The following is a 12576-nucleotide window of genomic DNA, read 5'->3' as shown; positions in this document are numbered from 1 at the left end:
TGCCGTCGCTCGCGGGAGTGGTGGAATCGGTAGACACGCAGGATTTAGGTTCCTGTGCCCCAGGCGTGAGGGTTCGAGTCCCTCCTTCCGCACCGGCCCAGCCCCCGCCCCTGGCGTCACGGCGTCCGACGGATGTCATACCGACGGCGGATGGTCGCGACACCCGCGGACGGTACCCTCGTCCTGCGGGACACTCCCCCGTGTCCCGCTCGCTCGACCGGAAGAACCATGCACTCCGTCGCACTCGCCCTGATCCCGTGGCTCGATCCGCAGTACATCCTCGACCACTTCGGGGCCATCGCCGTGCTCGTCGTGTGCGCGATCGTGTTCGCCGAGACCGGGCTGCTCATCGGCTTCATCTTCCCCGGGGACAGCCTCCTCGTCATCACCGGCCTCTTCGCCTTCGACCGGGGCGGCGAGATCGGCGGCATCCCCGTCTGGGTCGCGGCGCTGATGATCGGCGCCTCGGCGTTCCTCGGCGGCGAGCTCGGGTACTACATCGGCAAGAAGGCCGGGCCACCGATCTTCGAACGCAAGGAGAGCGGGCTGTTCTCGAAGGAGAACGTCGACCGCACCAACGCGTTCTTCCACCGCTTCGGCCCCGCCGCCGTCATCCTGGCCCGCTTCGTGCCGGTCGTGCGCACCTTCGCGCCGATCGCCGCGGGCGTCGGCCGCATGAACTACAAGAAGTACTCGCTGTACAACGCGATCGGCGCCGTGATCTGGGGCGTCGGCGTGACGTTCCTCGGGTACGTCCTCGGCTACATCCCGTTCGTGGCGCACATCGTCCGGGAGTACATCGACATCATCCTGCTGGCCGCGGTCGTCGTGACCGTCGTGCCGATGGCGCTCACCTACCTGCGGAACGCGCGGAAGGCCAAGCACGAGGCCGATGCCGAGGCGGCGGCCCCGCCCGCCCAGCCGGCGGTCGACCCGAAGCCGTAGCGGCGGCTGCGCGCCGCGGCGCGGCGGCGGCGCACCCAAGGCAACGCCGCGGCGGCGCACAACCGGAGTGCATCGGCACCACGTCACCGCGTGGTTCCGATGCACTTCGGTTGTGCGAACCGCACTCGCACCGGCCGCCCGGGCCGCAGCCGACAGCCCGAGCCCACAGCCCGCGGCCCGCGCACCGCTACACCCCGAAGTGCTCCCGCACGATCGGGGCGATGCCGCGGAACGCCTTGCTGCGGTGCGAGAGCGCGTTCTTCTCCTCGCGGGTGAGCTCCGCCGACGAGCGGTCGGCGTCGTCCGGCCGGAACACGGGGTCGTAGCCGTGGCCGCCGTCACCGATCGGCTCGGTGGTGACCTCGCCGTTCCACACCGCCTCGACGACGTGCTCGGCCCCGTCGGGCGTCACGAACGCGGCCGCGCACACGAAGGCGGCGGTGCGCTCCACGACGCCCTCCAGGTTCCGCAGCAACAGCGCGATGTTGTCGGCGTCCGACCGGGTGCCGGCGTACCGGGCCGAGTGGATGCCCGGCGCCCCGTCGAGTGCGTCGACGGCGATGCCCGAGTCGTCGGCGAGCGCCGGCAGCCCCGTGTGCGCGACCGCGGCCCGGGCCTTGATGAGGGCGTTCGCGGCGTAGCTGTCGCCGTCCTCGACGGGCTCGGGGCCGTCGTAGCCGACGAGCTCGACGCCCTCGCCCAGCGCCGACCCGAGGATCTCGCGCAGCTCGACGACCTTGCCCTGGTTGTGGGTGGCCAGGACCACCTCGCGGGGCGTCACGCCAGACCCAGGACCGAACGCTGGATCGCCGCGAGCGACTGGTTGCCGGCCAGGCCCAGGTCGAGCAGCACGTTCAGTTCGTCGCGGTCGAACGGCGCGTGCTCGGCGGTGCCCTGCACCTCGATGAACTTGCCCGAACCCGTGGTGACGATGTTCATGTCGGTGTCGGCGGCGGAGTCCTCGGTGTACGCCAGGTCGAGCATCGGCTCGCCCTTGACGATGCCGACGGAGATCGCCTGCACGCTGTCGGTGAGCGGGGTGGCCTTCTTGCCGATGAAGCCCTTGTCGCGGCCCCACTCGATCGCGTCGGCCATCGCCACGTAGGCGCCGGTGATCGACGCCGTGCGGGTGCCGCCGTCGGCCTGCAGCACGTCGCAGTCGATGACGAGGGTGTTCTCGCCGAGGGCCTTCGTGTCGACCACGGCGCGGAGCGAACGCCCGATGAGCCGGGAGATCTCGTGCGTGCGCCCGCCGACCTTCCCCTTGATCGACTCGCGCTGCATGCGTTCGTTCGTCGAGCGCGGCAGCATCGAGTACTCGGCGGTGACCCAGCCGGTGCCCTTGCCGGCGAGCCAGCGCGGCACGCCGTTCGTGAACGAGGCGGTGCAGAGCACCCTCGTGTCGCCGAACGAGATGAGCGCGCTGCCCTCGGCCTGCGTGCTCCACCCCCGCTCGATGGTGACGGGGCGGTGGTCCTCGGCCTGGCGGCCGTCGATGCGGGTGGTCATGGTGTCCTTTCGGTCCGGCCGGGAGGCACGGTGCGGGTCGTGCGGAGCGGGCTGCGGTGGGCGGCTGGTCGCCGCTCAGGCCCGCTCGCGGGGCAGGGTGATGGCGCCGGTCTCGAGGTGGCCGACGCGCACGATCTCGGGGCCGAGGAACCGTCGGGCGAGCCGGAGGAAGCCGTCCTCGTCGTCGCCGGTCGACTCGAACGAGTACGTCGGCGCGGTCGTCGCGGTGCGTTCGAGGCCGTGTTCGACGAGCCGTCGGTAGACGTCGTTCGCGGTCTCCTCGGCGCTCGACACCAGGGTGACGTCCGGACCCATGACGAACTGGATCGCGGCGGACATGAGCGGGTAGTGCGTGCAGCCGAGCACGAGGGTGTCGACGTCCGCCGCCCGCACCGGGTCGAGGTAGCCGGCCGCGACCTCGCGGAGCGCCGCCGACGAGGTGTCCCCCGCCTCGACGAACTCCACGAACCGCGGGCACGCCGCGGTGGTCAGCGTGACGTCGGCGGCCACGGCGAAGGCGTCCTCGTACGCGCGGGACGCGATCGTGCCGACGGTGCCGATGACGCCGACCCGGCCGGTCCGGGTCTGCTTCACGGCGGCGCGGGCCGCGGGCTGGATGACCTCGACCACCGGGATGCCGTAGGCCTGCTCGTAGCGTTCACGGGCATCGCGGAGCACCGCCGACGAGGCCGTGTTGCAGGCGATCACGAGCGCCTTCACGCCCTGCTCGACCAGGTCGTCCATCACCTCGAGCGCGTAGCGGCGGACGTCCGCGATGGGCTTCGGGCCGTACGGCGAGTGCACGGTGTCACCGACGTACCGGATGCTCTCGCGCGGCAGCTGGTCGATGATGGCGCGGGCCACCGTGAGCCCGCCGACCCCGCTGTCGAAGACTCCGATCGGTGCATCCGTCACGGTGACCAGCGTACCGACGCGGGCGGCGGACGTCTGGACCGACCACCTGCGTGCCGCGGCTGCGCGCCCGACGCAATCCGGGCCTCCCGACCGTCGCGTCACTAGTGTCGGAGGGGTGACCAGCGCGCTCCTGACCGACCAGTACGAACTCACCATGGTCGACGCGGCCCTCAAGGACGGGACCGCCGACCGCCGGTGCGTCTTCGAGGTCTTCGCCCGCCGACTGCCGGACGGACGCCGGTACGGCGTCGCCGCCGGGCTCGGACGCTTCCTCACCGCACTCGGCGAGTTCCGCTTCGGCGACGACGAGATCGGCTTCCTGCGCGACCGCGGCGTCATCGACGCGGGGACCGCTGCCTGGCTCGCCGACTACCGCTTCACCGGTGACGTCCGCGCCTACCGGGAGGGCGAGGTCTACTTCCCGAACTCCCCGATCCTGCAGGTCGAGGGCACCTTCGCCGAGGCAGTCATTCTCGAGACGCTCGCGCTGAGCATCTTCAACGCGGACTCCGCCATCGCGTCCGCCGCGGCACGCATGGTCTCCGCAGCCGACGGACGCCCCCTGGCCGAGATGGGCTCGCGCCGCACGGGCGAGTGGAACGCCGTCGCCGCCGCTCGGGCCGCGTACATCGCCGGGTTCGGCGCGACGAGCAACCTCGAGGCCGGGCGCACCTGGGGCATCCCGACGATGGGCACCGCGGCGCACGCCTTCACGCTGCTGCACGACTCGGAAGAGGCCGCGTTCCGCTCCCAGCTCGACGCCCTCGGCAGCGGCACGACGCTGCTCGTGGACACCTACGACATCGAGGCGGCCGTCGACACCGCCGTCCGGCTCACCGACGGTGCGCTCGGCGCCGTCCGCATCGACAGCGGGGACCTGCCCTCGGTCGTGGCGTCGGTGCGGGCGCAGCTCGACCGGCTCGGCGCGACCGGCACGAAGATCACCGTCACGAACGACCTCGACGAGTACACGATCGCGGCCCTCCGCGCGGCGCCGGTCGACTCGTACGGGGTCGGCACCTCGGTCGTCTCCGGCTCCGGCCACCCCGCCGCCGGCATGGTCTTCAAGCTCGTCGCGCACGAGTCCGCCGACGGCGACTCGTGGGTGCCGGTCGCGAAGAAGTCCGCCGACAAGGCCTCGGCGGGCGGCCGCAAGGAGGCCGGCCGACGCTTGCGCAACGGGGTCGCGACGGCCGAGGTCGTGCTCACCCAGGGCCAGGTCGGCCCGGACGAGCGCCCCCTGCTCGTGCCGGTGGTCACCGGCGGCGAGGTCGACCAGGCCTTCCTCGGGGTCGACGGCGTCGAGGCAGCCCGGGCGCACCACAAGCGGTCGAAGGCCGAGCTGCCCGCGGATGCCGCGCGCATCGGCCGCGGCGACCCCGCGATCCCGACGCTGGTGATCTGAGCGCGGGCGCGGAGCGCTGCGGGGCGCAGGCCGCGTCGTCCAGTGAGCAGAAGACGTCGGGTCGCGGACGGCGACCCGACATCTTCTGCTCACTCAGCGCAGCCGCCCGGGGCCGGGCCGACGGCGGCGCAGAGCGCACGCGTCCAGTGAGCACAAGAGGTCGAGTCCCGGAACGCGACCCGACCTCTTCTGCTCACGATGCGCAGGCTGCCGACCCAGACGGCGGACGGGAGGCTCGTGGCGGCGTCGCCACGGGCCTCCCGTCCGTTCCGTACTCGCGTCTACTCGGCCTTCATCTTCTCGTAGATGGCCTTGCAGTCCGGGCAGACCGGGAACTTCTCCGGGTCGCGGCCCGGGATCCACTTCTTGCCGCACAGTGCCTTGACCGGCTTGCCGGACAGGGCGGACTGCAGGATCTTGTCCTTCTTGACGTAGTGCGAGAACCGCTCGTGGTCGCCGGGCTCGATCGCTTCGTCTTCGAGGAGCTTCTCGAGCTCCCGGTCCATCACGTCGAGGCCGCCGCCGGGTTCCGTCATGCTCATGGACCCAGGGTACGACGGTCGAGCCGGACGCGCAGCGTGCCTGCGGTCAGTTGCGCTGCGCCGCGGCGAGCAGGTCCGGGCCACGGCGGTCGAACAGTGCCCCGCCCGCTGCCACACCGATCGCGAGGACGACGACGCCGACCCCGATGCCCACGCCGAGCGTCAGCATCGACCACGGCTCGCTGCCCTGCGTCAGGGCGAGGGCCGCGAGCACCGCGGCGGGCACCGTGCACACCACGATCGCGATGACCATCGTCGCCTGCGCCACGGTCGCGGCGACGCCGGCGGCCTGCGGCTGCTGGAACGGGTGGTCACCGGGCCGCACCGTCGGGTACGGCATGAGGACCGAGACCACGCTCGACAGCCCGAGGCCGGAGAGCAGGGCGCTCGCGCTCACGCCGACGAGCAGCGGGAACACCGAGAGGTCGCCGTAGAGGCGCGCGGACACCCATGCACCGGCCACGATCAGGGGCGTACCGACGACGAGCAGCGGCACGACGCGGCCGAGCCGGTCGCTCCACCCCGGTGCGCCGGACGCCACGTGCAGCCAGACCGCCGTGTTGTCGTAGGAGACGTCGTTGTGCGGCAGGAACCCGGCGATCAGGGCCATGAGCGGCAGCGGCACGAGGGCCGTCCAGTGCCACGGCACTCCGGCGACGCCGAGCGGCAGCACCACGACCGGCACGAACACGATGACGAGGTACGAGGCGCGGTAGCGCGGGTCCCGCACCCAGTACGTCAGGGCACGGGCGGCGACCGCGGCCACGGGCGTGGACCCGAGACGGGCGAACCAGCCGAGCCCGCGGTAGCGACGGGCACGGGGGCGACCGTCGACGGTCTCGAGCGCCCGGCCGACGAGCGCCCACCAGGCCCAGGCGAGCAGGGCGACCACGACGACGGCGACGAGCAGCTTGAGGATGCCGGCTCCGACGTGCCCGCTGGCGACGTCCGCCGGCACGGCCCACGCGGCGCCCCAGGGGGTCCAGCCGGCGACGTCCGCGACGCGCTGCAGTTCCGCGCCCCGGGTGTCGAGCCAGTCGACGCGCAGCAGCAGGGACACGGCCGGGATCGTCAGCGCGACGACGACGAGGGCGACGAGCCACCCGGCGTCCCGCGACCGCTGGGGCCCGATGACGCGCGAGCCGACGGCGCTGCCGACCCGGACGAGCAGGGCGCAGGTCGCCACGGCGAGCAGCCCGGCGACGACCGCGAGGAACCCGGTCCCCGCGTCGCGGGCCCAGACGGCGACCTGGCCGACCGCGAGGACGACGACCCCGAGCACCGGGACGCCGACGAGCCCGGCGACACCGAGGCCCACCGCGAGCCGGCGACGGCCGATACCGAAGACCGTGAAGCGCCTCGGGTCGAGCTGGTCGCCCCGGCCGACCACGAGCGGCACCACGGTGAACGCGAACGCGACGAGGGCACCGACCGGCACGACGACCGCCCGTGCCGTCTCGGCGTCGGCCGGGCGGAGGTCGATCAGCTGCGCCGCGGCCCAGACCGCGGCGAGGAGCCCGACCAGACTGCCGAGCACGACGAACACCGACCGGCGGGCGCTGCCGCGGACCTCGCCCGCGAGCAGGTCGACCCTCAGCCGGAGAAGCTGTGCAACCATTCCATGCTCTCTGCGACGACGCGGCCGCCGGCGAGTTCGACGAACTTGTCCTCGAGGCTCTTGCGCCCGCGCACCTGCGCCATCGTGCCGGAGGCCAGGACGCGACCGCCGACGATGATGGCGACCGAGTCGCACGTGCGCTGCACGAGTTCCATCGAGTGACTCGAGAGCACGACGGTCCCGCCGCCCCGGGTGTACCGGCGCAGGATGTCGGTGATGGTCGCGGCACTCACCGGGTCCACCGACTCGAAGGGCTCGTCGAGCACGAGGACCCGCGGCGAGTGGATGAGGGTGGCGGCGAGGGCGATCTTCTTCGCCATGCCGACCGAGTAGTCGGCGACCTGGCGGCCGAGCGCGTCGCCGAGCCCGAAGGCGTCGGCGAGGTCGGCGCTGCGTGCCCGGGCGGTCGCGCCGTCGAGTCCCCGCAGCGTCGCCGAGTAGTAGAGGAGCTGTGCGCCGGTGAGCCGGTCGAACAGCCGGAGCCGGTCCGGCAGCACGCCGAGGCTGCGCTTGGCGGCGGTCGGGTCGGCCCAGACGTCGTGGTCGAGGACGGTGACCGAGCCGGCGTCCGGACGCAGCAGACCGGTGACCATCGACAACGTCGTGGTCTTGCCGGCACCGTTGGGGCCGACGACGCCGAAGATCGAGCCCTGGCGGATCTCGAGGTCGACCTCGTCCGCGGCGAGCGTCTGGCCGTAGCGCTTGACCAGTCCACTGGCCCGGAGCACGACCGGCTGCTGCGGCTGTGCGGCTCCGGCGCGCGGCGCGCGCTTCTTCGCGACGGGCGCCGGCGCCTCGTCGGCGGTACCCGCCTCCGTCACGGCGCGGCCCGCGTCGGCAGCGTCCGTCGTGGCGGTCGCGTCGGTCGCAGCGCTCCGGCCGGGAGGCACGGTGCCGGCGGTCCCGCCGGCCCCCGCCGGGCGCTTGGCCCGTCCCTTGCCGCCGCGCGCCTTCGTCTTCGCCGGCCGCGGCCCGGTGGTCGTCGGCGTGGCGGCTGCCGCCACGACACCGGTCGCGGTGGCGTCCTCCGGTGCGTCCGCGGCCGTCGTGGTGTCCGTCGCGCTGCCCGGTGCGTCGTCGGTCATCGCGTCATCACCGGGTGCGTCGAGCGCGTCCCGGTCGGGTGCGTCAGGCGCATCCGGGTCCCCCATGTCGTCGTCGTCGGCACGTTCGTCCGCGGCGGCGTCTGCCTCGTCGGTGTCGCTCGCCTCGGTCATCCAGGCAGCATCGGTCGTGGCGTACACGTCCTCGTCATCTGCTGCTCCGGCTGCCATCGCCCAACCGTACCAATGCTGTACCGACACCGGTGGACGGGCCTGTGCAGTGTCACGAATTGGGCACGAAGGGCCTCGGGCTGTACCCCGCGCGGACGGGTTTCCGTATCATTCACCGGGACACGACGGAGTGTTCACCCCCGGGAAACCCGCCGAAACGGCACCACCCGGGCTCCACGAACCAGCCGGCCACCGCGTCGGTACCGCCGGGTTCTCGGGGAACTCGGACGTTCCGCGAGCAGACTCGACGAGGCCCGCCCGTGCCCAACGGCGCGCGGGCGGACACCAGAAGGGACAAGCATGACCACGCAGATCGTGATCCTCGCAGCGGGGATGGGGAGCCGTCTCGGCCGCAGCCTGCCGAAGCCGCTCACCGAGCTCAGCGACGGCCGCACCATCATGCAGCAGCAGTTCGACAACATCCGTGCGGCGTTCGGTTCGAGCGCCCGGGTGACCATCGTCGTCGGCTACAAGTCGGAGCACATCGTCGAGGCCTTCCCCGAGGCGAACTTCGTCTACAACGAGTCCTACGACTCCACGAACACCTCGAAGAGCCTGCTCCGTGCGCTCAAGGCCACGGGCAAGAGCGGTGTCCTCTGGATGAACGGCGACGTCGTCTTCGACCCGATGGCGCTCGTCCGTGCAGCCGACATGATCGACGAGGACCGCTCGTTCGTCAGCGTCAACACCGAGAAGGTCTCCGACGAAGAGGTCAAGTACACGGTCGACGCGGAGGGCTTCATCCACAAGCTGTCCAAGCAGGTCGTCGGTGGCCTCGGCGAGGCCGTCGGCATCAACTACGTGTCCGCCGGTGACAAGCAGGCCCTGATCCGCCAGCTCGGTCGCGTCGACGACCAGGAGTACTTCGAGGGCGGCATCGAGGCTGCCATCGCCGAGGACGGGCTACGCTGGACGCCGATCGACATCTCCGACCTGTACGCGGTCGAGATCGACTTCGCCGAGGACCTCGAGCGCGCGAACGACCTGTTCGCCTGAGCGCTGATCAGGACCCCCTCGGCGGTTCCGCCCGGAGGGAAGCCGTGACGACAGCGAGTGCGCCGACCGCGACCGTGCCGACCGCTCCCGCAGCGACACGGAGTGCCGGTCGGCGCTACCGTCATGCCCTGTGGCTGCTGACGGTCCGCGACCTGCGCGTCCGCTACTCGACGTCGGCGCTCGGGTACCTCTGGTCGATCCTCGACCCGTTGGTGATGTCGGCGATCTACTGGTTCGTCTTCACCAAGGTGTTCCACCGCGGCTCGGTGGGCGAGGACCCGTACATCGTCTTCCTGCTCGTGGCACTGCTCCCCTGGATGTGGTTCACGGGGGGAGTCTCCGACTCGACCCGGGCCTTCATCAAGGAGTCGAAGCTCATCCGGTCGACGACGATCCCGCGCTCGATCTGGGTCGCACGGATCGTCGCGTCGAAGGGCATCGAGTTCCTGCTGAGCATCCCGGTGCTCGCGGTGTTCGTCGTCGCGACGGGCGCGCACCTGCACTGGCAGGCGGTGTTCTTCCCGCTCGGGATCGTCCTGCAGTGCGCCCTGGTCTACGGCCTGGGCCTCATCGTGGCGCCGCTCGTCGTGTTCTTCCGTGACCTCGAGCGCGCGACCAAGCTCGTGCTGCGCTTCCTCTTCTACGCGTCGCCGATCATCTACGGCACCACCGCGCTGCCGGACGCGCTGCGCGGGATCGCCGCGATCAACCCGCTCACCGGGATCTTCGGTCTGTACCGGTCGGCGTTCTTCCCCGCGCAGCTCGACTGGTTCGAGGTCGGCGCGTCGGTGCTCACCACCGCCGTGGTCCTGGTCGTCGGCTTCGCCGTGTTCCGTCGGAGCGAGCACCGCGTGCTCAAGGAGCTGTGATGACCGCCACCGACCAGACCACCCGCACCGAGACCGTCGCCCCGGTGATCTCCGTGCGCGGCGCCGGCATCTGCTTCAAGCGGAACCGCCGCGCGAGCCGCAACTTCAAGGACCTCTTCGCCGGCCGGGGACGCCGGAAGCGCGCGGACGAGTTCTGGGCGCTCCGCGACGTCTCCTTCGACGTGCGCCCCGGCGAGGCGATCGGCGTCGTCGGACGCAACGGCCAGGGCAAGTCCACGCTCCTCAAGCTCGTGGCGCAGGTCATGCTGCCGGACGAGGGCCGCGTGGACGTCGGCGCCGGGGTGGCCCCGCTCATCGAGATCACCGGCGGGTTCGTCGGCGACCTGTCCGTCCGGGACAACGTGTACCTGACCGCGGGGCTGCACGGCATGACGCGCTCCGAGATCCGCGAGGCGTTCGACGAGATCATCGCGTTCGCCGAGATCGGCGACTTCGTCGACACCCCGTACAAGCACCTGTCCAGCGGCATGAAGGTGCGCATCGCCTTCGCGGTCATCTCGCGCCTCGACGAGCCGGTCATCCTGGTCGACGAGGTCCTGGCGGTCGGCGACAAGGCCTTCCGCGAGAAGTGCTACAAGCGGATCGAGGAGCTGCTCGCCGGCGGCCGCACGCTCTTCTTCGTCTCGCACAGCGACAAGGACCTGCGCCGGTTCTGCGACCGCGGGCTGTACCTGGACAAGGGACGGCTGCAGCTCGACGACACGATCGAGGCCGCGCTGGCCCGCTACTCGGCCGACTACGGGTCCTGACCGACCGGGGTACTCCCCCTGCACGGTCACCGCCTCCGGGTGCTCCCTCCACAGCCCGCGCGTCCCCGGGGTTCCGGCGGCCCCCACCGTCGGACCCTCCCCCTAACGTTCCGGGCATGCACCACCCACCGACCGCCTACCCCGTCCCGTTCTCCGTCGACCGCACCCACGCCCCGCGCCGCTACGACCTCGTCAACACCGGGGACGAGCCACTCGACGGCCTGACCCTCACCCACCTCGGCGACGGGTACTGCCCGCCGCTCGCCGTGCGACGCCTCGAACCGGGCCGCGCGTTGTCCATCGCGGTCTTCGGAGCCGATCCCGAGCGCACGGGGGTCGTCGTCGTGCGGTGGCGGCGCCCGGACCGCTCCGAGTACCTCTGGCGCATGTCGCTCGTCGGTGGCGGGCCGGTCGCGTGACGGGGCACGAGCAACCGGCAGCGATCCGCCCGGGCTCAGCGCTCCGCTCGGGGGCCGCCCTCGCCGCGGGCAGCCGCGACGTCCCGCCACCGCGCGAGCAACTGTTCGACGGCGGCGTGGAACCGCGCGGTCGCGGCGCCGGGCGTGGTGTCGCCGAAGTAGCGGACGACCCAGTGCTGCAGACGGGCGAGCTCGTCGGCGTCGCCCGCCGCCGCGTCCACCCGTTCGAGCACGCGGGGTGCGTCCTCCGCCGTCAGCCAGTTCGCGTCACCGAGGTACCCGCGCTCGTCGACCTCGGCCTCCGGCGAGACCGGACGCGCCACGATGAGCGGCTTGCCCACGGCGAGCCGGTCGTAGATCATCGCACTGATGTCGGTGATCGCGACGTCGGCGTCGGCGAGCTGCCAGCCGAGCGTCGGGCCGTCGTCGTGCACGTGGTGCGCCGACGGGTCCGCCGCGTTCGCCGCGGCGATGGCCGCCAGGATGCGCTCGTGTGCCGCCTTGTACGCAGGGTCCAGCACCCCGCTCCGGGGGTGCGGCCGGTACACGAGCCGGTGCCGCGGCGAGGCGAGGACCTGCTCCGCGATGGTCGTGCCGTGCGACGCGATCGACCCGTACGCCGCCGCAGGCCGGTCGCCCTCCCACGTCGGTGCGTAGAGCACCACGGTGCGCTCGTCGTGCGGGTACGGCACGGTGCCGGCGAAGTGGTCCGCTTGCGGCCGGCCGATCGCGGTGGTGCGCGTGTCGAGGTCGTAGTCCCACAGCGCCTCGGCCAGCCGGTCGCGCGCGGCGTCGCCCGCGATGAGCGCGTGGTCGTACGCCTTGAACTGGTTCGTCGTCATGTACATCTTGTCGCTCTCGCCGTGGTTGACGAAGACGTGCCACATGCGCCCGTACCGCATCATCTGGAAGTTGCGGGCGTTCTGGTTGACGTACAGCACGAGCTTCGGCGCCTGGGTCTCGACGAAGTGCTCCAGGTCGATCACCTGCCGCGCGTACACGACCGGGACCGGCGACTCCTCGAGCAGCTGGAGCATCGTGCCCGGGCTGCGCGAGACGATCGCCACCGGGTGGGTGCGGGCGAGCTCGGCGAGGGGCGCGTACCACTGGCGCACCTGGTACATGTTCACCGGGCCGTCGGCGAAGTACACGGCGACCTCGATGGATCCCGGTGCGGGAGTCTCCACCGACGGCAGCCGACGGGCCAGCGCACGACGGCTCCGACGCGACGCGAGCAGTCGGCTCGCGAGCCGGACGGCGGTGCGCAGGTCGCTCGTGATGGGCATGGTCATCCTCCCGCAGGGGTCTGCTGTT

At 71.9% G+C, this 12576-nt stretch carries 13 protein-coding genes and 1 tRNA gene; 7 read left to right on the top strand and 7 right to left on the bottom strand.

The window, feature by feature from the left end; genetic code table 11:
* Window positions 1-11: 11 nt before the first annotated feature.
* Window positions 12-92 (top strand) — tRNA-Leu (locus BIU97_RS16285).
* Window positions 93-228: 136 nt separating this feature from the next.
* On the top strand, window positions 229-945 hold the full coding sequence (locus tag BIU97_RS16280; protein ID WP_071263294.1) for a DedA family protein: 717 nt from the start codon (window positions 229-231) through the stop codon (window positions 943-945).
* A 187-nt stretch (window positions 946-1132) separates the two neighbouring features.
* On the opposite strand, the gene rdgB is transcribed toward BIU97_RS16280, so the two are convergent.
* From rdgB to murI, 3 genes are all read right to left on the bottom strand, one after another.
* On the bottom strand, window positions 1133-1726 hold the full coding sequence (gene rdgB, locus BIU97_RS16275) for an RdgB/HAM1 family non-canonical purine NTP pyrophosphatase (protein ID WP_071263296.1): 594 nt from the start codon (window positions 1724-1726) through the stop codon (window positions 1133-1135).
* Window positions 1723-2454 (bottom strand): ribonuclease PH, encoded by a 732-nt coding sequence (gene rph, locus BIU97_RS16270; protein WP_071263298.1) that lies wholly within the window; start codon window positions 2452-2454, stop codon window positions 1723-1725. The genes rdgB and rph overlap by 4 nt, the downstream gene beginning before the upstream one ends.
* 75 nt (window positions 2455-2529) lie before the next feature.
* Window positions 2530-3369: a glutamate racemase gene (gene murI, locus BIU97_RS16265; protein ID WP_071263301.1), complete on the bottom strand. Its 840-nt coding sequence runs from the start codon at window positions 3367-3369 to the stop codon at window positions 2530-2532.
* 154 nt (window positions 3370-3523) lie between these two features.
* Between murI and BIU97_RS16260 the strand changes: the two genes are divergently transcribed.
* Complete coding sequence (locus tag BIU97_RS16260) at window positions 3524-4774, top strand: nicotinate phosphoribosyltransferase (RefSeq protein WP_071263600.1); 1251 nt, start codon at window positions 3524-3526, stop codon at window positions 4772-4774.
* Window positions 4775-5055: 281 nt separating this feature from the next.
* Here BIU97_RS16260 and BIU97_RS16255 read toward each other — a convergent pair whose 3' ends face one another.
* Genes BIU97_RS16255 through BIU97_RS16245 form a run of 3 tightly spaced genes read right to left on the bottom strand, consistent with a single transcriptional unit; the run spans window position 5056 to window position 8208 of the window.
* The gene (locus BIU97_RS16255) at window positions 5056-5316 is read right to left on the bottom strand and encodes a DUF3039 domain-containing protein (protein WP_099051947.1); all 261 of its coding nucleotides are present in this window, start codon (window positions 5314-5316) and stop codon (window positions 5056-5058) included.
* 46 nt (window positions 5317-5362) lie between these two features.
* On the bottom strand, window positions 5363-6934 hold the full coding sequence (locus BIU97_RS16250; protein ID WP_071263303.1) for a hypothetical protein: 1572 nt from the start codon (window positions 6932-6934) through the stop codon (window positions 5363-5365).
* A complete protein-coding gene (locus tag BIU97_RS16245) occupies window positions 6910-8208 on the bottom strand; it encodes an ABC transporter ATP-binding protein (RefSeq protein ID WP_254783023.1) in 1299 nt (432 codons plus the stop codon). The genes BIU97_RS16250 and BIU97_RS16245 overlap by 25 nt, the downstream gene beginning before the upstream one ends.
* Before the next feature lie 300 nt (window positions 8209-8508).
* Between BIU97_RS16245 and BIU97_RS16240 the strand changes: the two genes are divergently transcribed.
* The 4 genes from BIU97_RS16240 (at window position 8509) to BIU97_RS16225 (ending at window position 11262) form a co-directional block, all read left to right on the top strand.
* Window positions 8509-9204, top strand: coding sequence for a phosphocholine cytidylyltransferase family protein (locus tag BIU97_RS16240; protein WP_071263305.1), 696 nt, complete (start codon window positions 8509-8511; stop codon window positions 9202-9204).
* 44 nt (window positions 9205-9248) lie between these two features.
* Window positions 9249-10073 (top strand): ABC transporter permease, encoded by an 825-nt coding sequence (locus tag BIU97_RS16235; RefSeq protein ID WP_083404925.1) that lies wholly within the window; start codon window positions 9249-9251, stop codon window positions 10071-10073.
* Window positions 10073-10843, top strand: coding sequence for an ABC transporter ATP-binding protein (locus BIU97_RS16230; protein ID WP_071263307.1), 771 nt, complete (start codon window positions 10073-10075; stop codon window positions 10841-10843). Before BIU97_RS16235 ends, BIU97_RS16230 begins: the two co-directional genes overlap by 1 nt.
* Before the next feature lie 116 nt (window positions 10844-10959).
* Window positions 10960-11262 carry a hypothetical protein gene (locus BIU97_RS16225; protein WP_071263309.1) on the top strand — a complete coding sequence of 101 codons (303 nt, stop codon included), beginning with the start codon at window positions 10960-10962 and terminating at the stop codon, window positions 11260-11262.
* 35 nt (window positions 11263-11297) lie between these two features.
* Here BIU97_RS16225 and BIU97_RS16220 read toward each other — a convergent pair whose 3' ends face one another.
* Window positions 11298-12548, bottom strand: a complete 1251-nt coding sequence (locus BIU97_RS16220; RefSeq protein ID WP_071263609.1) for a hypothetical protein — start codon at window positions 12546-12548, stop codon at window positions 11298-11300.
* Between the last annotated feature and the right edge of the window lie 28 nt (window positions 12549-12576).

The sequence above is a fragment of the Curtobacterium sp. MCBA15_009 genome (assembly GCF_001864895.1).
Lineage (GTDB): Bacteria > Actinomycetota > Actinomycetes > Actinomycetales > Microbacteriaceae > Curtobacterium.
Note: the sequence above shows the minus strand (reverse complement) of the source record. Positions and strands in the feature narration are given on the sequence as shown.

Coding starts and splice junctions, on each gene's coding strand:
- BIU97_RS16255 (WP_099051947.1), bottom strand. CDS start 5,316: ATGAGCATGACGGAACCCGGCGGCGGCCTCGACGTGATGGACCGGGAG.
- BIU97_RS16245 (WP_254783023.1), bottom strand. CDS start 8,208: ATGGCAGCCGGAGCAGCAGATGACGAGGACGTGTACGCCACGACCGAT.
- BIU97_RS16260 (WP_071263600.1), top strand. CDS start 3,524: ATGGTCGACGCGGCCCTCAAGGACGGGACCGCCGACCGCCGGTGCGTC.
- BIU97_RS16220 (WP_071263609.1), bottom strand. CDS start 12,548: ATGCCCATCACGAGCGACCTGCGCACCGCCGTCCGGCTCGCGAGCCGA.
- BIU97_RS16230 (WP_071263307.1), top strand. CDS start 10,073: ATGACCGCCACCGACCAGACCACCCGCACCGAGACCGTCGCCCCGGTG.
- BIU97_RS16225 (WP_071263309.1), top strand. CDS start 10,960: ATGCACCACCCACCGACCGCCTACCCCGTCCCGTTCTCCGTCGACCGC.
- BIU97_RS16240 (WP_071263305.1), top strand. CDS start 8,509: ATGACCACGCAGATCGTGATCCTCGCAGCGGGGATGGGGAGCCGTCTC.
- BIU97_RS16280 (WP_071263294.1), top strand. CDS start 229: ATGCACTCCGTCGCACTCGCCCTGATCCCGTGGCTCGATCCGCAGTAC.
- BIU97_RS16250 (WP_071263303.1), bottom strand. CDS start 6,934: ATGGTTGCACAGCTTCTCCGGCTGAGGGTCGACCTGCTCGCGGGCGAG.
- rph (WP_071263298.1), bottom strand. CDS start 2,454: ATGACCACCCGCATCGACGGCCGCCAGGCCGAGGACCACCGCCCCGTC.